The following is a 20772-nucleotide window of genomic DNA, read 5'->3' on the forward strand; positions in this document are numbered from 1 at the left end:
TTTGGGATGGCAGACGCCGGGTCTAACGGTCAGTCAAACGGCCGCCAGCCCGAGTCTATCGGGTATTGAAACACGCCAGGGCAGCCCCCGGCGGAGAAACGGGCAAGGATTTCCAGATCGCGATAGCCGATCAGTGCGCCTTCTGTCGGGGCAAACCGGTTTGACAACGGATAGCGTCGGCTCACCTCGGCGCCGGGCTCAAGCGTAGACACCCCCGGCAACGGCGGCGGGACATAGCCAGGACTGCGGAAGGCGATCGGCGCATGCGACCGCCTGCGCAGGGCGATGTGCATCGCGAATGTGGTTTCGCGCTTCAGAACGTCTGTGGCGATGCAAACCGGATGATCCGAGGCATTGCGGATCTGGACCCGGGCATAGAGGTGTCCCTCGGGATCGACCTCTCTCGAGACGCTCAGCGCCAGCGGCGACGGCGGTAATTCGATATCGCCGTCGGGTGTGCGATCCGTCGTGCCAGCGCACCCGGCGAGGAAGACAGCGATTAGCCCCGGTAACGCGCGTCGCATGACATCTCTTTCAGTTGCTCCGCCCTGGGTCCGGCAGGCGGAGATGACTGAAGAACCGCCACGAAAGCAACCGATCCGGCCCATCGCCGTTCTTCCGGCTCAAGGTCAGGGGGGCTGGCCCAAGTCGGAGATATCGCCATGCGTTCGATCAAGACCACCGTCACCTCGCGCGACCTGATCGCGCCCGCCCTGATCGGGATCGCGGCGGCCGCTATGGCGATCACGACGAACGCCCATGCCCAGACGCCCTACGGGCAAACAACGCCATACAGCCAGAGCCAGACCCAGCAGCCCAATCTCGGCAGCGTCGTCGGCGCCCTGTTCGGCATCAACTCCAATCTGGACCCGCAGTGGCTGGCCAACCGCCGCCCGCTGGAGACCGGTCGCGCCCAGTTCGAGAGCCAACTGACCGCTGACGTCCGCGCCGGAACCCGGTCCAGCTCCAGCGCTGACCGCCTGCGCACCGACTACAACGCCCTGGTTCAGCTGGAAGCCCGCTACGGCGCCGACGGCCGCTTCACGACCCAGGAACGCGCCGACCTGAACGCCCAGTACCAGTCCTTCACCCAGAGGCTGAACGTCGTCGACAACACCGGAAACGGCTATCCGAACAGCGGCGGCGGCTATGGCTCGAACACCTCGGTCGCCGACGGCCGCGCCGACTTCGAGGCCCGCATCAACGCCGCCGTCACCGCGCGCCGCATCACCCGCACCCAGGCCACCAGCCTGCGCACCGACTATCAGGCCCTGATCCAGACCGAGGCCTCATACGCCCGCAACGGCATCGACGCCCGCGAGCAAGCCGATCTCGACGCGCGTCTGGATGCGCTGGACGCTCGTATCGGCGACGGTCCCTCGAATGGCGGCGGCTATCAACCGGTCCTCGACAACCGCACCCGCCTGGCCAACATCGACGCCGCCGTCTCGGCCGGCGAGCGCTCCGGTTCGATCAGCCGCACCGAGGCCGCCGACATCCGCGTCGAATACGGCGACCTGCTGCGCCTTGAAGCGGCCTACAGCCGCACCCCGCCCTCTGCCGCCGACCGCGACTACCTGACCGGCCGCCTGAGCGATCTGGAAACCCGCGCCCGGGTCTCCAATCGCCGCTAACGGCAGAAGCGACTGGCCTCCGCCTCAAGGTGGAGGTGGTCGTGGTGCAGGGCGTTGTAGTCAGGGCTCAGCGTGGTCCCGAACACCTTGCAGGCGTCGTCGCGGATCCGGTGCAGGAACTGCCCCTTCGGCCCCGGATCGTTCCAGTCATTGGTCACGGTGATCCGTGTCCCGTCCCTTAGCCGCACCCCGGCGAAGTCCAGCGCCGCCGCTCGCGAGTGGGCGCTCGGCCGGTTGCCCGCCTGGCTGTTGACCGGTCGGCACGCGTAGACGCCCATATGATCGATCTGGACCACGTCGGAGCCGAACAGCTCGCGAGCCGCCGGCTCCACCGACTGCCGACGCCAGACGCTGACCGCCGCCGCGAGCGCGCAAGTCATGGTCACGTCCGAGGGCTGCAACCGGGCCACCGTCCCGAAGTCCGGGCCCAGCACCCCGGCGTCGGTCAGGCCGCAGGTTTCGGAGTTCACCCGATCCGGCGTCGGTGAGAAGGTCACCCGAGCCGCATCCAGCTCGGCCACGCACTGGCCCAGCGAGCTCGTCGCGCCGCGCAGCCGCCGGAAAGTGTCGCCATCGATCGGCTGGCCGATCACCCCGGTCGCGCTGGCGTAGGAGGTCTGCCCCGGCCGGCTCATGCTCGGAGGATAGTATGGGGCGGGCTTCGGAGCGTCGGGGATCAACCGCCCGCAGCCGGACAGCAGCACCCAGGCCGCCAGCACCGCCCTGCCTCGTATTCCAGACCGCATTCGAATCATCCACGCGACGCCCCGCGGCAAGGTAGGTCAGGACACCTCACACCCGAAGCGTCGCCGACGCGGAAACTTGCTGCCACCCTGCTGTCAGCAACCCTCCGCCGTTCCGGGCGCTCTGACTGGCGTCCCCCGCCCTTGAGACCTATCTTGCGTTCATGAACCGTTCCTCGACGCCCAAGGGCTCCGCGCCCCGGATCACCAAGCCCGTGCACGTCCCCGGCTCGGGCATGCAGGAAGCGCCCGCCGCCTTCCTCCGCGACGACGCCGGCGCGATGCCCAAGGCGATGTCGAAGATGCCGATGTTCGCCCCGGTCTCCGGCCCGCGCCTGACGCCCGAGGAAGCCCCCGGCAAGCCCGACGACTGGGTCCCCCACCGCCCCTCGCACGAGGGCAAGAAGAAGGGCGGCAAGTTCCGCCTCGAGACCAAATACACCCCCGCAGGCGACCAGCCCGCCGCCATCGCCGAACTCGTCGCCCAGGCCGGCGAGGGCGACCGCGATCAGGTCCTCCTCGGCGTCACCGGCTCCGGCAAGACCTTCACCATGGCCAAGGTCATCGAACAGACCCAGCGCCCCGCCCTGATCCTCGCCCCCAACAAGACCTTGGCGGCCCAGCTCTATTCCGAGTTCAAGAGCTTCTTCCCGGACAACGCCGTCGAGTATTTCGTCAGCTACTACGACTACTACCAGCCCGAGGCCTACGTCCCCCGCACCGACACCTACATCGAGAAGGACTCCTCGATTAACGAGCAGATCGACCGGATGCGCCACTCGGCGACGCGGTCGATCCTTGAGCGGGACGACGTCATCGTGGTGGCCTCGGTCAGCTGCATCTACGGCATCGGGTCGGTCGAGACCTATACCGCCATGACCTTCACGCTGAAGGTCGGGGATCAGATCGATGAGGGCAAGCTGCGGGCGGACCTGATCGCGCTGCAGTACAAGCGCAACGACGTCCATTTCGAGCGGGGGATGTTCAGGAAGCGCGGCGACGTCGTGGAGATCTTCCCGGTCCACCAGGAGGATCGCGCCTGGCGCATCAGCCTGTTCGGGGACGAGATCGAGAGCATCCAGGAGTTCGATCCCCTCACCGGCAAGAAGACGGCCGATCTGAAGGAGATCACCGTCTACGCCGCCTCCCACTACGTCACCCCCCGGCCGACGCTCAACCAGGCCGCCGCCGGCATCAAGGCCGAGCTCAAGGAGACGCTCGACTGGATGATCGAGAACGGCAAGCTGCTGGAGGCCCAGCGCCTCGAACAGCGCACCCGTTTCGATCTGGAGATGATGGAGGCCACCGGCTCCTGCGCCGGCATCGAGAACTATTCCCGCTGGCTGACCGGCCGCGCGCCCGGCGAGCCCCCGCCGACCTTCTTCGAATACATCCCCGACAACGCCCTGCTCTTCGTCGACGAGAGCCACGTCACCATCGGCCAGATCAACGGCATGTTCCGCGGCGACTACCGCCGCAAATCGACCCTGGCGGAGTACGGCTTCCGCCTGCCCTCCTGCATCGACAACCGCCCGCTCAAATTCGACGAATGGGAGGCGATGCGGCCCCAGACGGTCCACGTCTCGGCCACCCCCGGCCCGTGGGAGATGGAGCAATCGGGCGGCGTCTTCGTCGAACAGGTCATCCGCCCCACCGGCCTGATCGACCCCCCGGTCGAGATCCGCCCCGTCAGCGACAAGACCCGCAACCAGGTCGACGACGTCATCGACGAGGTCAAACAGGTCGCCCGCAATGGCTACCGCTCCCTCGTCACCGTCCTGACCAAGAAGATGGCCGAGGACCTGACCGAATACATGCACGAACAGGGCGTCCGCGTCCGCTACATGCACTCCGACGTCGACACCCTCGAACGCATCGAGATCATCCGCGACCTGCGTCTGGGGACCTTCGACGTCCTGATCGGCATCAACCTGCTGCGCGAGGGCCTCGACATCCCCGAGTGCGGCCTGGTCGCCATCCTCGACGCCGACAAGGAGGGCTTCCTGCGCTCCGAGACCTCCCTGATCCAGACCATCGGCCGCGCCGCGCGCAACGTCGACGGCCGCGTCATCCTCTACGCCGACCGCATGACCGGCTCGATGGAGCGCGCCATGGCCGAAACGAACCGGCGCCGCGAGCGTCAGGAGGCCTACAACCTCGAACACGGCATCACGCCCGAGAGCGTCAAGCGCGACATCAAGGAAATCCTCGACAGCCCCTATGAGAAGGACCGCGTCCTGATCCCGGCCGGCGTCCGCGAGGACTCCAAACCCTTCGTCGGCTCCAACTTCCAGGCCACCCTCAAGGACCTCGAAGGCAGGATGCGCGACGCCGCCTCCAACCTCGAGTTCGAGGAAGCCGCCCGCCTGCGCGACGAGATCAAGAAGCTCAAGCTTCTGGACCTTGAGTTCGCCAACGACGTCATGACGGCGGAGGGGGATGCGGTGGACCGCGCGGCCCCGAAGAAGTGGCGTCAGGAGGCCGCGGCGGAGAAGGCGGAGGCGTTCAGGAAGGGGCGGTAGCTACCTCTGGTGACGCTAGGCAAACCCCTCAACTCTCAGTAGCTTGCCTCCGAGATAAGCTAGATAAGCCGGGGGGCGAGTTGCCAGAAGCCAACGTAGCTACAATTCCAGCAGAGGGCCTGACCGAGACCCGCGCCGCTCGGATCGCCGAGTACAAAAAGCGTCGCCAGCCGTATTCGATCAAGCGGGTCAGCCAAGGCGAGCTAGCCGAACATCTTGAAGCGGGTTGGGAAAAAGACCGCGACATGCAGCGCGGGGTCCGAGTTCGCAGAGCCAAGCGGTTGGACGAGCAGCTCGAAAACCAACTTTGGGTCCTCCTATATCTGCTCGGCTACGAAAAGCTGAACACAGGCCGCCACTTTAAAGTGACGGTCGATGTGGAAGGCAAAAAGATCACCAAGCAGATCGACGTGCTAGCGCTAGATGATGAAACGGCGGTCGTGGCGGAATGCAAATCCGCCGAGTCGATGAAATCTAGGAGCCTGCAAGCAGAGCTTTCCGAGTTCGACTCCATCAAGAAACAGGTAGCAAACGCCATCCGCGCTCACGGCGGACCGGAATATAAGCCAAAGATCATCTGGCTGATGGTGACAGCAAGAATTCGATGGAAAGAGAACGATCTAGCGCGCGCCAAAGATCGGCAAATTCATGTAGTTCGCGAACACGAGCTTCGATACTTCATGGAGATAGCCAAAATTCTCGGCAAGGCCGCAAAATATCAGTTTCACGCCGAATTCCTGCGCGGCCAATCCATACCCGCCTTATCTCAATCCTATGTGATGGCGTCTCGCTTTCGCTTAGGAGGCCGTGCGGCCTACTCCTTCACCATTTCTGCAGAAGACCTCCTTCGCCGGGCATTTGTGAACCACCGAGATCTTCGTGATCCCTCGGGAGCCCCAACTTATCAGCGGCTGATAAACCCTGGACGCTTGAAGAAAATCGCCGGTTTCCTTGAAGCTGGCGGCTACTTTGCGAACTCGGTGCTGGTGAATTTCCACCACAATCTTCGATTTGACATCGGAGAGCGCGACCCCGGCGGAGACGTCCAGTTTGGTCGTCTCTACTTGCCCGACACATATAAGAGTTGCTGGATCATCGACGGGCAACATCGGATCTACGGCGCCGCGATAGTAGGCGACCCCGATAGGGCTCCTGCGATTCCCGTTGTCGCCTTTGAGCGCCTTCCTGCAGAAGAAGAGGCCAACCTATTCGCAACGATCAATCGCGAACAGAAGCAGGTCCAAAAGAAACTGCTCGACGAGTTAGATGGTGAACTCAAATGGGGATCCGAAGATCCCCGGGAAGCGCTTAGCGCGATCGCCGTTCGCGCCCTCGACATGCTTCGCGGTGAAGTTTTGGGGCCGTTTGAAGATCGCATCGCTCTTCCTGGCATGCGCGGCCGTCAGCAGCCCTTGACGGTACCCCAGCTGAAGCCCGCAATCCTCCAAAGCGCGCTTATAGGGCGGCTTTCAGCACGAGATGGAAGGCTTGTGGACGGCCCGCTCACGGGACGTACTCACGAGGAAACGCTCTCAAATATTACGAGCTTTCTGAGCAACTTCTTTGAGGCAATACGCCGGGTGAACCCTGACCGTTGGGCTGGCTCCGCCGTCCCCCTCTGCCATAACGTGGCAGTTGCCGCCCTTATCCGTCTATCGTCTGAGCTCATTCGCCATCTCGAGACCGTCGAGCGAATTGACGTCCGAGAAGTGGATCCAGGAGATCTGGCTGATCAAGCCATAATGCTGGCCAAACCATTTATCGATTTCTGTGAACAGGCCTCTGATGAGGAGTTCAAGGCGCGATTCCCAATTACCTTCGGTACGGGTGGCCCCAAACGCTACTTCTTGCAGTCCGCAGCTCTAATCGCTGAACAGCTCCCTTCACTGAACGTGGATGGCCTTGAGGAATTTCGGTTGAATTCATCGAAAGGACGGACCGATCAAGGAGACCAGTATGTCCGATGGATCGTCGACAATCTTCACCGGTATGTCATCCAGCGACTAAGAGAGATCTACGGCGCTGACTTCTTTGAAAAGGGAATCAAAAACAAAGACATAAAAATCAAAGCCTACAGCAAGCGGGCGGATACGGATCCAGACGGCACCACACCTCTTGAGACATATCTCGACGTAATTGAGCTTAAGAAAATCGTCGAAACCAACGAAAATTGGCCCCACTTCAAGGATGTCCTGAATATACCGCTTCCGGGCCAACAGAAAGGCCTGACCAAATACATAAAATGGTTCGATGATTTCAACGACGTGCGCAAGATATATGCTCACCCTTTCAATAGGTCATATTCCGACGCAGACATGAATTTGCTGTCGTTGATTGAAGACCATCTTCGAAAGCAGGCGTCCTGATGTCTGCGTTGATTTTAGAGGAGCTGACTCCTCCGTTGAAATGGGCAGGCGGAAAGCGATGGCTTGCTCGAAATTACAAGAACCTCATACCGAAAGATTTCGACACATACGTCGAGCCCTTCTTCGGAGGTGGAGCTATTTTCTTCAGCATCAGACCGGAAAGAGCGATTCTTTCAGATTTAAATCTAGACCTTATAAGAACATATCGCGCCATTCAGTTTGACGTCATGGGAGTTCAGGAGGAGTTATCTAAACACGCTACCAATCATTCTGAACCATATTATTATGAAACTCGATCAAATCGACCAAAAGACCCGACAGGACTTGCCGCTTGGTTTTTATATCTTAATAGATCCTGCTACAACGGGCTATACAGAGTAAATAGAAAGGGAGAATTCAATGTACCAAAAGGCACGAAGGATCAGATTCTACTTAAATCGGATAATTTTGAAGCAATAGCAGAAGCTCTAGACGGCTGCGAGATATTGAATTCTGACTTTGAGCCTGTAATTGATAGGGCAAAAAGGAATGATTTCCTATTTGTCGACCCACCCTACACTGTGAAACACAATAACAACGGCTTTGTTAAATACAACGAGAATATATTCTCTTGGCACGACCAAGAGCGCCTTTCTCGAGCAATAAGGCGAGCATCGAATCGAGGCGTAAAAATCCTTATAAGCAATGCCGATCATAAATCGGTGCGGATGCTATATGATGATATTGGAGAAACGGTGACCTTGAAAAGATACTCCGTGATAGGTGGGGGATCTAACTACAGATCAAATACTTCAGAAATTGCCGTGAAGATAAATTACTAGGCACCCTGCATCACGAGATATCGCTCCTCACTTCAGGTGCCGCGCCTCCCCTCCTGATCGCTGCGCAATCTGTCCTCCCCATTCGCCTGCGCGAATGGGGAGGTGAAGAGCCGCTCCACCGCTTCGCGGTCCCCCTCCCCATCGCGAGAGCGATGGGGAGGGATAGGCACACCCGATGTCTGTTCCGGGCGACGAACCTCAAGGATCTGAACGGCTTGGGGCGCGTCGATGCGGGCGCTCGAGGCGTTCGGGTCAGCACAGTCACCAGCGGGGGCAGGATGGGGGTCTGGAAAGCCCTGCATGGAGGATCGCCATGGGCGGCCTGTTCGACGTCCCTCGCCTGCCCTTCTGCCCCGAGGCCCGGCCATGAGCCGGTGGGCGGCGCCGAAGATACGGTCGGAGGAGACCTGGGAGGAGGTGCGGCGGGCGTGGGAGGCGGGGGAGACGGCGGCATCCGTCGCCGAGCGGTATGACGTCGGGTTGGATAATCTGTGGCGACGGCGCGCCAGGGACAGATGGCGGCGGGGGCCGGGGATGCGGGGGGATTGCGATCCGTCGCCGATCCCGCCGGAGGGCTGGGACAGGTATGGCGAGCGGAAGCTGGAGGCGTTTCTGGCCCAGCGGGACGGCGCTCGGGAGCTGGCGCGGGACCTGATCCGGATGATGGACGGCGGGCCGATGGAGAGCGCGCCGATGTGGCACATGACCTTCCTCTATCGCTGGCGCGCCGACCATCTGGGGCCCGAGGTGGCGGCGATGGACCGGGCGCGGGCGGCGGAGCATCCGTGGGCGGACGAGTTCTGGGACGAGGACGGCCGGTTGAAGCCGCTGTGGGCGCTGGATGAGGCGATGCTGCGGCTGCATCGGAAGGCGTGGCGCGAGCAGATGGGGTTGCCGGAGGGGGAGGCGGTGGGGGTGCCGTGATTTCCCCTCTCCCAGAGGGAGAGGGAGGGGCCCGCGCGCGAAGCGCGTGGGAGGGTGAGGGGTTATGCCCTCACCGGTTGGCGACATTACCCCTCACCCTTTCGGCTGACGCATCGCTGCGCTCTGCGAGCCTCAAGCCCTCTCCCCGTGGGAGAGGGTGGCGGGGTCAGTTCACCGGCAGCTGGACCATGGCGATGACGCCCCAGAGGCACTGGAGGACCGAGATGGCCAGCATGGCGAGGTGGAGGGCGGGGCGGCGGAAGGCCTGGCCGATGCCGCCGAAGAAGAGGGCGCTGGCGAAGATGACGGTGGCGCGGACGAAGGCGTCGCTGACCTTGTTGGCATACTGGCCGTGGTCGAAGGTGGCGGTGGCCTTGCGCTCCATGGCCAGCCCCTCGGCGCGGGCGGCGAGCCGGTATTCGGGCATGACGAAGGGTGTGGCGGGGGCAGCCGGATTGGTCAGGGGCTGGCGGTCGCGCCAGGCGGCGTGGGCGATGCGGTATTCGGGGCGGAACCTCTGTTCGTAGAAACCGGCCAGACGGGCGTCGCCCCGCGCCTCGGCGTCGAGCCACTGGGTGAACATCAGGACGTCGGCGGCCTCGAGCTGGCCGGCCTGGATCTGGCGGCGCGAGGCCTCGGTTCTGAGGGCGCCGGCCTGGCTGTAGGACGCCGCCTGGTCCCCGTCCCACAGGGCCGCCTGATAGCCGGACCAGGAGGTCAGCAGCCCGGCGATGGACAGGGTGACGGCGCTGGCGATGTCGGCATGGGAGCCGACCCAGTGGACGAGGCGGGACCAGAGGGTCTGTGGCTTGGGGGCGGCAGCGGCGGTGGCCATTTTGCTCTCCGGGCTCAACCCGCGGGGATGGTGACGAGGGGCGAGCGGGCGGCGCCGGTGTCGTCATTGAGGGACATCAGGATCTGGGCCAGCAGGAAGGCGCGGATCGAGGCGGTGTCGTCCTGTTCGATCCAGAACCAGCGGCCGCGCTGCTGGACCGCGACATGGACGTGGTCGGGCGCCTTGGGACCGCTATGGACGCGGATCAGATCGTGCGGATCGAAGACGTCGGTTCCGGTCAGGTCGACGCCCTGGCCCATCTCCTGCAGCACCTCCAGCATGGAGCGGGTGGTGACGGCCAGCTCGTCCTTCTGGACCGGCTCGACGGCGAAGACGACGCGCATGTCGCGGCCCTCGGGGCGGAGGCCGAGCAGGGCGCTGAGGGTCTCCAGATCGGCGCGGTCCTGGTCGGTCAGGGTGGCGGACAGGCGGGCGACGGAGGCCCAGACGCCGTCCTCCTGTTTGAGCCGGATGCTGAGGGCGCCCGAGGCCTGGAGCCGGCGCATACAGGCCACGACGACGGGGAAGTCCGGGTCGCCCGGGGTGGCGAACAGGGGCGCGCGGGCGCCGGCGCGCACGCCGTTGATCGAGCGGACGGCGATGTGGAACAGGTCGTCCGCCGCCCAGCCCGCCTCGATCATCCCCAGCAGGGAGGCGGGCGGGATGGGCGACAGCAGGCTGCGCGCGAACCGCTCGCCGGACATGGGGGTGTAGGTGACCGTGGGGGTCTCGCGAAACAGGATGGAGCCGTCGGTATTGCCGGGGCTGTCGTCGCCGGGGGCGGAGATTTCGAGGTGCAGGCGGCCCGAGGTCTCGCGCGTGTACTGGCTGATGACGGAGGCGACGCTGAGGAAGCTGGGGGCGTCGCCGAAGCGCAGGGCGACGATGTTGGACAGGAGTTCGGCCTTCTCGCTGTCACGCAGCCGGACGGTGTAGTCGGCGCGGTCGATGCCGATCCTCTGCCCGCCCAGCCCGATACAGCCCCCGCTCGTGAGGGCGAGGACGACGGCGCCTGTCAGGGAGATCAGACGGCTGGGCATGGGGGCAGAAGAGGCGGTTCTCCCCGGCGGCGCCATCGGGCGAGGACCTGAGGGGGTGGCTCGGGGAGAGGATGGGGTTTGGCCGGACAGACGGCGGGGTCGCGCGCGGGGATGCTGGCGGGGAAGGAGATCGCCATGTCTGTGAGACGTCTGCTGGCCCCGCTGGTGATGCTGGTCGCGCTGGCGCTGACGAGCCCGGCCCGGGCGGCGCTGCCGTCGTGGAACGCGGGGGCGGCGAAGAGCGCGATCGTGGCCTTCGTGGAGGCCGTGACCTCGCCGGGCCCGGCCTTCGTGCCCGAGGGCGAGCGGGTGGCGGTGTTCGACAACGACGGCACCCTGTGGACCGAGCAGCCGGTCTATACGGAGGTGGCCTTCTCGCTGGCGCGGGCCGCGGCGCTGGCGAAGGCGGACCCGGCGCTGGCGGCGCGGCCGGCCTTCCAGGCGGTGCTGAGCGGCGACCGGGCGCGGATCGCGGCCCTGACCCAGAGCGAGCTGCTGGAACTGGTCGCGGCGACCCACAGCGGCCTGACGGTCGACGCCTTTTCGGCCGCAGCGACGGAATGGCTGACCACGGCGCGGCATCCGCAGTCGGGCCGTCCGTACCCGGACAGTGTCTACCAGCCGATGCTGGAGCTGATGGATTATCTGAGGGCCGGCGGGTTTCAGGTCTTCATCGTCTCGGGCGGCGATCGCGACTTCATGCGGACCTTCGCGCGCGAGACCTACGGGGTAGCGCCCTGGCAGGTGATCGGCTCCGGCAACGCCCTCGACATGGTCGAGGCGGACGGCGGCTGGGTCCTGACGCGGACGGACAGGTCCCTGCCCGACGACGGGCCGGACAAGGTCCGCAACCTGGCCCTGCAGATCGGCATCCGGCCCATCTTCGCGGCGGGCAATTCGGACGGCGATCTGCAGATGCTGCAGTACGCGACCGGCGCGACCGGGACGCGGTTCGGCCTGCTGGTCCGCCATGACGATGCGGCGCGCGAATACGCCTATGACCGCCAGAGCGCGATCGGCAGGCTGGACAAGGCGCTGGACGCCGCAGGGCCCGCGGGATGGACCGTGGTCAGCATCCGCAACGACTGGCGCGTCGTCTTCCCCTACGAGGCCCGCTGAGGAATCCAGCCGCCTCGCCAGAGGGATTCACCCGATCCCGGCCATGGGGGCCCGGCGCTACCCCTGCGGCACCCTTCCTCTGGAGAACCGCCATGCCGAACGGAAAACCGAACATCCTCGTCATCTGGGGCGACGACATCGGGATCAGCAATCTGAGTTGCTACACCAAGGGGCTGATGGGCTATCAGACGCCCAATATCGACCGCATCGCCAATGAGGGGATGCTGTTCACAGACAGCTATGGCGAGCAGTCCTGCACCGCCGGCCGGTCCAGCTTCATCACCGGCCAGAGCGTGCTGCGGACCGGCCTGTCCAAGGTCGGCGCCCCGGCCGCGCCCGTGGGCATGAACGACAAGCTGGTGACCATCGCCGCCCTGCTGAAGGAGCAGGGCTACGCCACCGGTCAGTTCGGCAAGAACCATCTCGGCGACCTGAACCACATGCTGCCCACCAATCACGGCTTCGATGAGTTCTTCGGCAATCTGTACCACCTGAATGCCGAGGAAGAGCCTGAAATGTATGACTATTACCCCGAAAAGGACTTCCCGAACTTCAAGAAGAAGAACGGGCCGCGGGGCGTGGTCCACAGCTGGGCGACCGACGTCGACGACGACACCACCCACGAGCGCTGGGGCAAGGTCGGCAAGCAGAAGATCGAGGAGACCGGACCGCTGACCATCGAGCGCATGGAGACCTGCGACGACGAGTTCGTCGAGAAGGCCACCGACTTCATCAAGCGGGCGGACGGCGACGACAAGCCCTTCTTCGTCTGGCTGAACACCACCCACATGCACATGTTCACGCACACGAAGAAGGAGAGCCTGGGTCAGGCCGGGCGGTGGCAGTCGCCTTACCACGACACCATGATCGACCATGACAAGAACGTCGGCCAGATGCTGGACCTGCTCGATGAGCTGGGCCTGGCCGAGGACACCATCGTCGTCTATTCGACCGACAACGGGCCGCACCGCAACAGCTGGCCGGATGCGGGCACGACCCCGTTCCGCAGCGAGAAGAACACCAACTGGGAAGGCGCCTTCCGCATTCCCGAACTGATCCGCTGGCCGAACAAGATCAAGGCCGGCAGCGTCTCCAACGAGATCATCCAGCACCACGACTGGCTGCCGACCTTCCTGGCGGCGGCGGGTGAGCCGGACATCGTCGAGAAGGTCAAGAAGGGCGTCACCGCCGCCGGGCGGCAGTACAAGAACCACATCGACGGGTTCAACCTGCTGCCCTACCTGACCGGCGAGGTCGAGAAGAGCCCGCGTCAGCTGTTCGTCTATATCTCGGACGACGGCGACATCCTGGGCGTCCGCTACGACAACTGGAAGGTCGTTTTCATGGAGCAGCGGCTGAAGGGGACGATGGGCCTGTGGGCCGAACCCTTTATTCCCCTGCGCCTGCCCAAGCTGTTCAACCTGAGGACCGATCCGTACGAGTACGCGGACGTCACCTCGAACAGCTACTACGAGTGGTTCATCTACCACGCCTACATCCTGTACGGCGCCTGGGGTCTCGCCGATCAGTTCGCGGCCACCTTCAAGGACTTCCCGCCGGTTCAGAAGCCCAACACCTTCACCATCGACGATGCGGTGGCGAAGATGGCGGAGGCCCAGGGCGGCGGCTGAGGCGCCCTGCCGATCAGGAAACGGAAAGGCCGGCGGGCGACCGCCGGCCTTTTTCGTCGACGCAGGCCACAGACCAACCTGAGCCGTGGGGCGGGGTTTCACCCGATTCCGCGCCCTTGGTCCTCGTGTCTGTCTGACGCCTCTCTCCACGGAAACGGCGACGCTCCCGATGACCGACCCCCTGCCCTCCTGGCGCACCGGCTCCATCCGCAAGGCCATCGTCGATTTCGTCGCGGCCGTGACGACCCGGGGAAACCACTTCGTCCCGGTCGCCGAGCGGATCGCCGTGTTCGACAACGATGGCACCCTGTGGTGCGAACAGCCGGTCCAGCCCCAGGTCGCCTTCGCCCAGGCCCGGCTGAAGCATCTGGTGCGGACCAATCCCGGACTGGCGGACCGGGCGCCCTACAAGGCCTTCCTCGACCACGACCTGGCGGCGCTCAAGGCTCTGGGCAAGCGCGGCGTGTTCGAGGTCGCCTTCGCCGTCCACGCGGGGATGACGGTCGACAACTTCATGCGCTCGGCGAAGGACTGGCTGACCGAGACGCCGCATCCCCGGTTCGACCGCCTCTATACGGATCTGGTCTTCCAGCCACAGCTCGAACTGCTGGACTATCTGCGCGACCACGAATTCCAGATCTGGATCGTCTCGGGCGGCGGGTCCGACTTCATCCGCGCCTTCGCCGAAAGCCGCTACGGGGTGCCGCCGGAGCGGGTGATCGGCAGCACGGTCCGCACCCAGGTGCAGGACACCAACGGGCATCTCGATCTGTTCAAACTGCCCCATCTGGAAAGCTTCGACGACCGCGAGGCGAAGACCGAGAATATCGGCCTGCACATCGGACGGCGGCCGATCCTGGCGTTCGGCAACTCGGACGGCGACCTGTCGATGATGCGCTATACCCTGTCCGGACCGGGCAAGCGGCTGGCGCTGCTGCTGCATCACGACGATGCGGACCGGGAGGTCGCCTATGACCGCGACTTCGTCCTGAGCCCCCTGGCCGAGGCGCTGGACCGGGCCGAATTCTACGGGCTGAAACGGGTCAGTATGAGCCGCGACTGGGCGACGGTGTTTCCGGCGATGAGTGACGCGGTCGCGCCGCCGAAACGCATCCGTCGCCGGGGCCTATAGCGCCTCAGAAGGCCTCGCCGATTCGGAAGTAGAAGGCGTCGGAATCCTTGCCGACCGCATAGTCGACCCCGACGTTGACGCCGTATTTCCGCGAGGCCTCGAACCGCAGACCGATGCCGCCGGCGGGCAGGAAGGCGTCGGTGACCGAGCCGAGATTGGGCCCCACCCCGCCGACCCCGGCGAAGACCACGGCGCCGAAGCGGCCGAACAGGTGGCGTCGGTATTCGGCCTGGACCGCGACCATGGCCCGGTCGCGATACTGTCCCGAGGCATAGCCTCTGAGGTCGTTCTGACTGCCGTAGTTGCAGATGTCGTAGAAGGGGGCGTCGTCGCCCGCGACACAGACCGAGCCGCGCCAGGCGAGGACGGATTTCGGGTCCAGCCGGTGATAGCCGTTGATGCGCGCTTCGCCCCGGCTGTAATCGCGGTCGCTGCCGATCGCCGTGTCGGAGACCAGCCAGACGCCGGTGGCGTAGATACCGCGCGAGGTCTGGTACTCGCTGTCGCGCGTGTCGTATTCGGCCGACAGGCCCAGGGCCGAGGAGACGGACTCCCTTTCCGCAGGCGGAATATCGAGGTCCGGGAAGGGCGGCGGGTCGATGTGCAGGCTCGTCGACATGTCGAGGTAGCGATACTGGAACCCGGCGTAGAAATGCGGCGCCACCCGCATCAGGCCCTGAACACCGACGAAGACGGCGTCCTGGGTGATCGGCACCGAGATGTTGCGGTCCCCCGCATTGGCGCCGATGCCATAGTAGTCGATGTGGAATTCACCGCCGCCGGCCGCGCCGACAACGCGGAACCGGTCGTCGGCGATATAGGCCTTCTGCACCAGGGCCAGGCCCCAGCTTTCGGTGTTGGTGTAGAGGAAGGCGAGGCCCGTGACCCAGGGCTTGTCCGAGCCGCCGGCCTTGTAGAGAGCGCCCGCTCCCACCGCGAAACCGCTGCCGATGGTGGGGTTGGACACCGGAATCGGCAGGGCGACGAAGCTGAAGTCGTGGGGCTTCTTCGTTGCGATGTCCGTGGACGGATCGGCCGGGACATCTGGCGATGTGGACGATGAGGAAGGCGGCGGCACCGACGGCGGAGTGACTTGCGCCCATGCCGATCCGGCGGCTCCGGCCAGGCAGACGCCGAGGGCCGGACCGGTCAGCCGGCGACGGGAAGACGACCCGGCATTGAAGGGAGCGAGCGGGGATCGGGAGCGGTCGAACGGCATGGGAGGCGCCTCCTTGCGGCTCCGGTATCGGGTCTGTCGGGGGAAAAACCTATCGGGCCTAGACCCGAGGCGGGCGGCCGGGACCCCGCCCCCGCGCCCGTCGGCCCGACCGGGCTTCGGGGGGAGTTGGCGGCCCCCTCAGGTTTTTACCCGATTACCCCGTGACCCCGGCGGACCGAAAACTCTCACCGGCATTCAGCCTCGAAGGGATCGTCCCATGTCCGTCTTCCTTACCCGTACGGCCGCCGCCGCCGTCGCCCTTTCCGTCCTCGCCCTCGCGGGCTGCGAGACCCCCGCCGGCAAGGTCGATGTGCTCCAGTCCAGCAGCACCTCGGTCGTGCCCGGCTCCACCTATGCCTGGGCGCCGGTGACCAGCGCGACCCAGCGGTCGGCCGATCCGCGCGTGGCCAACGACATCATCAACCAGCGCATCCAGTCGGCCGTCGACAGCGCCCTGGCCGCCAAGGGCTATCGGCGCGTCAGCTCGCCCAGCCAGGCCACCCTGCTGGTGTCCTACTACGTCGGTCTGGAAGCCCGCTCCGACGTCACCTCGAACAATATGGGCCCGCCGCCCATGGCGGCCTGCGGCTTCCGCGGCTGTGTCGGCGGCTGGGGCTTCTACGGCGCCCCGATGCTGGACGTCGAAACCATCAACTACACACAAGGGACGATGATCGTGGATCTGGTCGATCGCGCCTCGGGCCAGCTGGCCTGGCGGGCGACCTCGAACCGTCGCGTCGACAGCTCGGACGCCGATCAGGCCAGCCTGAACGCCGTCGCCGCCGACATGGTCAAGACCCTGCCCGGCGGGGCTCAGTAGGGGCGATGACGATGCGCAGATCCCCCTCCGCCCCGGGCACGGCGGTCTCGATGCCCGCCCGGGCCGCCCCCGCCCTGACCGGCTTCGTCATCGCGGCGGCCATGACCGTCCTGCCCGCCACGGTCGTGGCCATGATGACCGAACCGGCGGCGGCCGCGGCCGTCCAGGAAACCCCCTATCCGGCGCCTGAACCCACCGAGGCCCTGCACCGTATGGGCGCCTATCTGGGCACGCTGCAGAGCTTCGAGGTTGTGGCCACGAGCAGCATCGATCTGGTCACGGAGGATGATCGCCGCATCGATCTGGACGGGACCAACACCTACAAGGTGCGCCGCCCGGACGCCTTCGTCATCGAGACGAAGACCGACAAGAAGGTCCGCCGCTTCATCTATGACGGCAAGCGGTTCACCGTCTATGCGCCGGCGCGCGGCTTCTACGCCAGCGTCGAGGCGCCGCCGACCATCGCCGAAGTGCTGGACGTCGCCGCGGACCGCTACGGCATCGTCCTGCCGCTGGAGGACATCTTCCACTGGGGCGACCCGGCCAATCTGCCGACCGGATACACCACCGCCCAGCACATCGGCGCGGTGACCGTCGACGGCGTCGCCACCGACCAGTACGCCTTCGCCGGGCCCGATATCGAGTGGCAGGTCTGGATCCAGCAGGGCGACAAGCCCCTGCCGCTCAAGATCGTCATCGTCGACCGCACCGATCCGGCGCGGCCCGAGTTCTCGGCGAAGCTGGCGTGGAACCTGAACCCGCGCTTCGACGCCTCCACCTTCGCCTTTACCCCGGCCGCCGCGGACGCCCCCATCCGCATGGCCGATCAGGGAGGTTCGCAATGACCCGTTCCCACGCTCTCATGGTGGCGGCCGCCGCCACGCTTCTGGCCTCGGCCCCGGCGCTCGAGGCCGCCGCCCAGGTGCGGGGGGCCGGACGATCCAGCGTCGGCCACGGCGGCGGCGCCCATGCCGGCGCGGCTCGCGCTCCGGGCGGGGGCGGCGCGCGCCCCGCTCCCAACCGCAACACCAATGCCGGAAACCGCGGCGGCAACAACACCATCAATCGCGGCGGCAACAACAGCGGCAACCGCGGCAACAACAACCGCATCAACACCGGCGACGTGAACATCAACGTCAACGACGATCACCACGACCACGGCTACGACTGGGACGACCACTACCACCCGATCGCGACCGGGGTGGCGATCGGCACGGCGGCGGCGGTGACCTCGGCGGTGATCGGCTCGATGGTCTATTCCCTGCCGCCGTCCTGCTCGCCCTATGCGGGGAGCTACTACTATTGCGGAGGGGTCTATTACGCCCCGCAGTATCAGGGCGACACGATCACCTACGTCGTCGTCGACCGGCCCTGAGAGGCGGGCGGATGACGCGGGGAAATCTCATCCAGGCGGCCGCGATCGTGGCCGCCTGGGCGGCGCCGGGCCTGGTCTTCGCCCAGGACGGCGCCCAGGACGACGCCCAGGAGCTGGCCAAGAAGCTGTCCAATCCCGTGGCCAGCATGATCAGCGTGCCGTTCCAGTATAATTACGACTGCTGCTTCGGCCCCGACGACGGGGCGCGGCAGACGCTGAACATTCAGCCGGTCGTGCCGTTCAAGCTGAACGACGACTGGAACCTGATCGTGCGGACCATCGTGCCGCTGGTCTATCAGGCCAGTCCGGCGCCGGGCGTCGAGGACGCCTACGGCCTGTCCGACATTACCCAGAGCTTCTTCTTCTCGCCCCAGTCGAAGGACGGCCTGACCTGGGCGGTGGGGCCGGTCTTCCTGTGGCCCGTGGGCACGGACGAGCTGGGCACGAACAAATGGGGCGCCGGACCGACCGGGCTGGTCCTGAAGCAGCAGGGTCAGTCGACCTGGGGCCTGCTGGCCAACCACATCTGGTCCTATGCGGGATCCAAGGCGCGCGACGACGTCAGCCAGACCTTCCTGCAGCCCTTCTACAGCTACACCACCCACGACGCGACGACCTGGGGCGCCAACCTCGAAGCCTCCTACGACTGGACCCACGAGACCTGGAGCGTGCCGGCCAATCTGTCGGTGTCGCACCTGTACAAGTTCGGCGAGCAGAGGGTGTCGCTGGGCATCGGGGCCAAGATCTATCTGGTCAATGGGACCAATGCGCCGGACTGGGGCCTGCGCGCCGTCGCGACCTTCCTGTTCCCCGAATAGCGCCCCTGCCCGACGACCTCAGGGGCGTTCGGGTTTCGCCCGATGGGCCGTATCAGGCAGGTTGGGAATAGTGGTCCGGTCTCTCATTCGCTTCGAAAAGGCCACGAAAATGAAGCCGCTCCTCCCCGCCGCCTGCGCCGTCCTGCTTGTTGCCGCCGCCTCTCCGGCCGCCGCCCAGGTGACCGTGACCCCCTATTTCTGGGCCGCCGGGATGAAGGGCGACATCGCCCCGGTGCCGGGTCTGCCGACGGTCCATACCGAGGCCGATTTCGGCGACATCGTCGACGAGCTGCAGCTGGGTCTGGCGTCCTCGTTCGAGATCCGCAGCGGGCAATGGGCGTTCGTCGGCGACATCAGCTACGTCGACACGGGCCAGAGCGCCGACCTGAAGGTCCCGACCTCGGGCTTCGATTCCGCGGGCGTGGACTCCAAGTCGCTGATGAGCACCCTGGCGGTGTCGTATCGCGTTCTGGACGGAGACAGCGCGACCTTCGACGTGCTGGGTGGGGCGCGGATCAACTGGGCCGACAACGACATCCGCCTGATGCGGCCGGACGGCAGTTCGGTGAAGGCCAATGACACCGAGACCTGGGTCGATCCGGTCATCGGCGGCCGGGGCGTGGTGTGGCTGAGCCCGCGCTGGTCGCTGATCGGCTATGGCGACGTGGGCGGCTTCGGCGTGTCCTCGGACCTGACCTGGCAGGCGATGGCGGCGGTCAACTACCGCTTCAACGATCGCATCGCCCTGACGGCCGGCTATCGCTACTACGCGATCGACTACGACCACGACGGCTTCGTGTTCGACGTCGCGCAGTACGGCCCGCTGATCGGGACGCAGATCACCTTCTGACACGCAGACCGGCGACCGTCAGGCGGTCGCCGGAGCCGGGGTTTCCCGCGTCGTGCGCTTGATCCACATCTTGTAGGGTGTGCCGACAATCAGGCCGATCAGCATGAAGAGCAGGACGGCGGCGACGACGTGCTTGTCGACGAAATTGGCGCCGGCCAGGGCGACGGCGATGCCGGGATGGCGAACCGAACTGGCGATGGCCAGGGTGGCGCGGTCGATGCGGTCGGGACCGCCGAGCAGGTGGCCGCCGAGCAGACACATCGCCACGACCGCGATCATGGCCAGGAGGGTGCCGTTGCCGATCAGCGCCTGGATCAGGGGCCAGATCCGCACCAGAATCGGCAGGAAGGCGAGCACCACCAGCAGCAGGCTGAGCTTGTAAACCCAGGGCGCCGCCTTCGCCGCGAAGCCCGGGGCGACAAGCCGGACCAATAGGCCCAACGCCAGCGGGATGAGGACGCCTGTCAGCAGGGTCACCACCATCCTGGCCACCGTCACGGTGTCGTCTCGACCAAACAGGCGCGCGGCGATGTCGAAGGCCACCGGCACCGACACCACGCTGAGCAGGGCCATGGCGATATAGACACCGTAGGCATACTCCTTGCGGCCCTTCACCCCCAGCTCCTGCCCGGGCACCAGGGGAGGTACGGGGGAGACGGCCATCAGCATGATGCCCGCCTTCACCGCCGGATCGAGCGGAAGCAGCCAGATCGCGAGAGCCGCCACGACGACCGGGATCACGACGACGGCGAGCATCGCCCGTCCGAACAGGGCCGGCCGGCGCAGGACGTAGAGAAGATCGCCGGGGCCGGACTTCAACCCGACGGTCACCACCAGAGCGGCCATGCTGCCGGTGATGAGAAGCGGCAATATCGACTTGAGGACTTCCATGATCGCGCCTTCGGGATCGTGACAGAGACCCG

General features: G+C 65.4%; 19 protein-coding genes. 13 read left to right on the plus strand and 6 right to left on the minus strand.

All coding sequences use genetic code 11. The features are described 5' to 3' along the window. Positions 1-29: 29 nt before the first annotated feature. Entirely contained in the window at positions 30-608 is a 579-nt protein-coding gene (locus AC07U0_RS02500; RefSeq protein ID WP_494718447.1) for a hypothetical protein, read from the minus strand. Between the two features lie 54 nt (positions 609-662). Between AC07U0_RS02500 and AC07U0_RS02505 the strand changes: the two genes are divergently transcribed. Next, positions 663-1634, plus strand: a complete 972-nt coding sequence (locus AC07U0_RS02505) for a hypothetical protein (RefSeq protein WP_494718448.1) — start codon at positions 663-665, stop codon at positions 1632-1634. On the opposite strand, the gene AC07U0_RS02510 is transcribed toward AC07U0_RS02505, so the two are convergent. Beyond that, positions 1631-2380: an extensin family protein gene (locus AC07U0_RS02510; protein WP_494718449.1), complete on the minus strand. Its 750-nt coding sequence runs from the start codon at positions 2378-2380 to the stop codon at positions 1631-1633. The two genes, AC07U0_RS02505 and AC07U0_RS02510, sit on opposite strands and share 4 nt — an antisense overlap. Before the next feature lie 299 nt (positions 2381-2679). Here AC07U0_RS02510 and uvrB point away from each other — a divergent pair, with 299 nt between their 5' ends. From uvrB to AC07U0_RS02530, 4 genes are all read left to right on the plus strand, one after another. Beyond that, complete coding sequence (uvrB, locus tag AC07U0_RS02515) at positions 2680-4899, plus strand: excinuclease ABC subunit UvrB (protein ID WP_494719177.1); 2220 nt, start codon at positions 2680-2682, stop codon at positions 4897-4899. An 80-nt stretch (positions 4900-4979) separates the two neighbouring features. Next, complete coding sequence (locus AC07U0_RS02520; protein ID WP_494718450.1) at positions 4980-7265, plus strand: DGQHR domain-containing protein; 2286 nt, start codon at positions 4980-4982, stop codon at positions 7263-7265. After that, the gene (locus AC07U0_RS02525) at positions 7265-8086 is read left to right on the plus strand and encodes a DNA adenine methylase (protein ID WP_494718451.1); all 822 of its coding nucleotides are present in this window, start codon (positions 7265-7267) and stop codon (positions 8084-8086) included. Before AC07U0_RS02520 ends, AC07U0_RS02525 begins: the two co-directional genes overlap by 1 nt. A gap of 534 nt (positions 8087-8620) precedes the next feature. After that, a complete protein-coding gene (locus AC07U0_RS02530; RefSeq protein WP_494718452.1) occupies positions 8621-9010 on the plus strand; it encodes a hypothetical protein in 390 nt (129 codons plus the stop codon). Between the two features lie 166 nt (positions 9011-9176). Here AC07U0_RS02530 and AC07U0_RS02535 read toward each other — a convergent pair whose 3' ends face one another. Both AC07U0_RS02535 and AC07U0_RS02540 read right to left on the minus strand, forming a co-directional pair. Then, positions 9177-9845: a hypothetical protein gene (locus AC07U0_RS02535; protein ID WP_494718453.1), complete on the minus strand. Its 669-nt coding sequence runs from the start codon at positions 9843-9845 to the stop codon at positions 9177-9179. 14 nt (positions 9846-9859) lie between these two features. Then, positions 9860-10885 carry a hypothetical protein gene (locus AC07U0_RS02540; RefSeq protein ID WP_494718454.1) on the minus strand — a complete coding sequence of 342 codons (1026 nt, stop codon included), beginning with the start codon at positions 10883-10885 and terminating at the stop codon, positions 9860-9862. Positions 10886-11020: 135 nt separating this feature from the next. Here AC07U0_RS02540 and AC07U0_RS02545 point away from each other — a divergent pair, with 135 nt between their 5' ends. The 3 genes from AC07U0_RS02545 to AC07U0_RS02555 all read left to right on the plus strand — a co-directional run bounded on the left by AC07U0_RS02545 (position 11021) and on the right by AC07U0_RS02555 (position 14767). Further along, on the plus strand, positions 11021-12004 hold the full coding sequence (locus AC07U0_RS02545; protein ID WP_494718455.1) for an HAD family hydrolase: 984 nt from the start codon (positions 11021-11023) through the stop codon (positions 12002-12004). Positions 12005-12096: 92 nt separating this feature from the next. After that, the gene (locus tag AC07U0_RS02550) at positions 12097-13635 is read left to right on the plus strand and encodes an arylsulfatase (RefSeq protein WP_494718456.1); all 1539 of its coding nucleotides are present in this window, start codon (positions 12097-12099) and stop codon (positions 13633-13635) included. A gap of 169 nt (positions 13636-13804) precedes the next feature. After that, positions 13805-14767: an HAD family hydrolase gene (locus AC07U0_RS02555; RefSeq protein ID WP_494718457.1), complete on the plus strand. Its 963-nt coding sequence runs from the start codon at positions 13805-13807 to the stop codon at positions 14765-14767. A gap of 4 nt (positions 14768-14771) precedes the next feature. Here AC07U0_RS02555 and AC07U0_RS02560 read toward each other — a convergent pair whose 3' ends face one another. Then, on the minus strand, positions 14772-15986 hold the full coding sequence (locus tag AC07U0_RS02560) for a BamA/TamA family outer membrane protein (RefSeq protein WP_494718458.1): 1215 nt from the start codon (positions 15984-15986) through the stop codon (positions 14772-14774). Positions 15987-16203: 217 nt separating this feature from the next. Between AC07U0_RS02560 and AC07U0_RS02565 the strand changes: the two genes are divergently transcribed. The 5 genes from AC07U0_RS02565 to AC07U0_RS02585 all read left to right on the plus strand — a co-directional run bounded on the left by AC07U0_RS02565 (position 16204) and on the right by AC07U0_RS02585 (position 19849). After that, positions 16204-16806, plus strand: a complete 603-nt coding sequence (locus AC07U0_RS02565; RefSeq protein WP_494718459.1) for a DUF4136 domain-containing protein — start codon at positions 16204-16206, stop codon at positions 16804-16806. Positions 16807-16817: 11 nt separating this feature from the next. Next, positions 16818-17651, plus strand: a complete 834-nt coding sequence (locus AC07U0_RS02570; RefSeq protein WP_494718460.1) for a DUF2092 domain-containing protein — start codon at positions 16818-16820, stop codon at positions 17649-17651. Next, the gene (locus AC07U0_RS02575; RefSeq protein ID WP_494718461.1) at positions 17648-18181 is read left to right on the plus strand and encodes a hypothetical protein; all 534 of its coding nucleotides are present in this window, start codon (positions 17648-17650) and stop codon (positions 18179-18181) included. The genes AC07U0_RS02570 and AC07U0_RS02575 overlap by 4 nt, the downstream gene beginning before the upstream one ends. Before the next feature lie 11 nt (positions 18182-18192). Then, entirely contained in the window at positions 18193-18999 is an 807-nt protein-coding gene (locus AC07U0_RS02580; RefSeq protein ID WP_494718462.1) for a hypothetical protein, read from the plus strand. 109 nt (positions 19000-19108) lie between these two features. Further along, positions 19109-19849, plus strand: a complete 741-nt coding sequence (locus AC07U0_RS02585) for a porin family protein (protein ID WP_494718463.1) — start codon at positions 19109-19111, stop codon at positions 19847-19849. Between the two features lie 18 nt (positions 19850-19867). Here the strand turns inward: AC07U0_RS02585 and AC07U0_RS02590 are convergent, their stop codons facing one another. After that, positions 19868-20740 carry a hypothetical protein gene (locus AC07U0_RS02590; RefSeq protein ID WP_494718464.1) on the minus strand — a complete coding sequence of 291 codons (873 nt, stop codon included), beginning with the start codon at positions 20738-20740 and terminating at the stop codon, positions 19868-19870. Positions 20741-20772: the final 32 nt, after the last annotated feature.

It is taken from the genome of Brevundimonas sp. GW821-FHT02A10 (assembly GCF_059422025.1).

Bases quoted from the DNA above. Each gene is read 5' to 3' on its own strand.
- AC07U0_RS02545 (WP_494718455.1), top strand. From the start codon at position 11,021: ATGTCTGTGAGACGTCTGCTGGCCCCGCTGGTGATGCTGGTCGCGCTG.
- AC07U0_RS02550 (WP_494718456.1), top strand. From the start codon at position 12,097: ATGCCGAACGGAAAACCGAACATCCTCGTCATCTGGGGCGACGACATC.
- AC07U0_RS02555 (WP_494718457.1), top strand. From the start codon at position 13,805: ATGACCGACCCCCTGCCCTCCTGGCGCACCGGCTCCATCCGCAAGGCC.
- AC07U0_RS02575 (WP_494718461.1), top strand. From the start codon at position 17,648: ATGACCCGTTCCCACGCTCTCATGGTGGCGGCCGCCGCCACGCTTCTG.
- AC07U0_RS02565 (WP_494718459.1), top strand. From the start codon at position 16,204: ATGTCCGTCTTCCTTACCCGTACGGCCGCCGCCGCCGTCGCCCTTTCC.
- AC07U0_RS02580 (WP_494718462.1), top strand. From the start codon at position 18,193: ATGACGCGGGGAAATCTCATCCAGGCGGCCGCGATCGTGGCCGCCTGG.
- AC07U0_RS02590 (WP_494718464.1), bottom strand. From the start codon at position 20,740: ATGGAAGTCCTCAAGTCGATATTGCCGCTTCTCATCACCGGCAGCATG.
- AC07U0_RS02540 (WP_494718454.1), bottom strand. From the start codon at position 10,885: ATGCCCAGCCGTCTGATCTCCCTGACAGGCGCCGTCGTCCTCGCCCTC.
- AC07U0_RS02585 (WP_494718463.1), top strand. From the start codon at position 19,109: ATGAAGCCGCTCCTCCCCGCCGCCTGCGCCGTCCTGCTTGTTGCCGCC.
- AC07U0_RS02535 (WP_494718453.1), bottom strand. From the start codon at position 9,845: ATGGCCACCGCCGCTGCCGCCCCCAAGCCACAGACCCTCTGGTCCCGC.
- AC07U0_RS02560 (WP_494718458.1), bottom strand. From the start codon at position 15,986: ATGCCGTTCGACCGCTCCCGATCCCCGCTCGCTCCCTTCAATGCCGGG.
- AC07U0_RS02525 (WP_494718451.1), top strand. From the start codon at position 7,265: ATGTCTGCGTTGATTTTAGAGGAGCTGACTCCTCCGTTGAAATGGGCA.
- AC07U0_RS02530 (WP_494718452.1), top strand. From the start codon at position 8,621: ATGCGGGGGGATTGCGATCCGTCGCCGATCCCGCCGGAGGGCTGGGAC.
- AC07U0_RS02510 (WP_494718449.1), bottom strand. From the start codon at position 2,380: ATGCGGTCTGGAATACGAGGCAGGGCGGTGCTGGCGGCCTGGGTGCTG.
- uvrB (WP_494719177.1), top strand. From the start codon at position 2,680: ATGCCGATGTTCGCCCCGGTCTCCGGCCCGCGCCTGACGCCCGAGGAA.
- AC07U0_RS02505 (WP_494718448.1), top strand. From the start codon at position 663: ATGCGTTCGATCAAGACCACCGTCACCTCGCGCGACCTGATCGCGCCC.
- AC07U0_RS02570 (WP_494718460.1), top strand. From the start codon at position 16,818: ATGCGCAGATCCCCCTCCGCCCCGGGCACGGCGGTCTCGATGCCCGCC.
- AC07U0_RS02500 (WP_494718447.1), bottom strand. From the start codon at position 608: ATGGGCCGGATCGGTTGCTTTCGTGGCGGTTCTTCAGTCATCTCCGCC.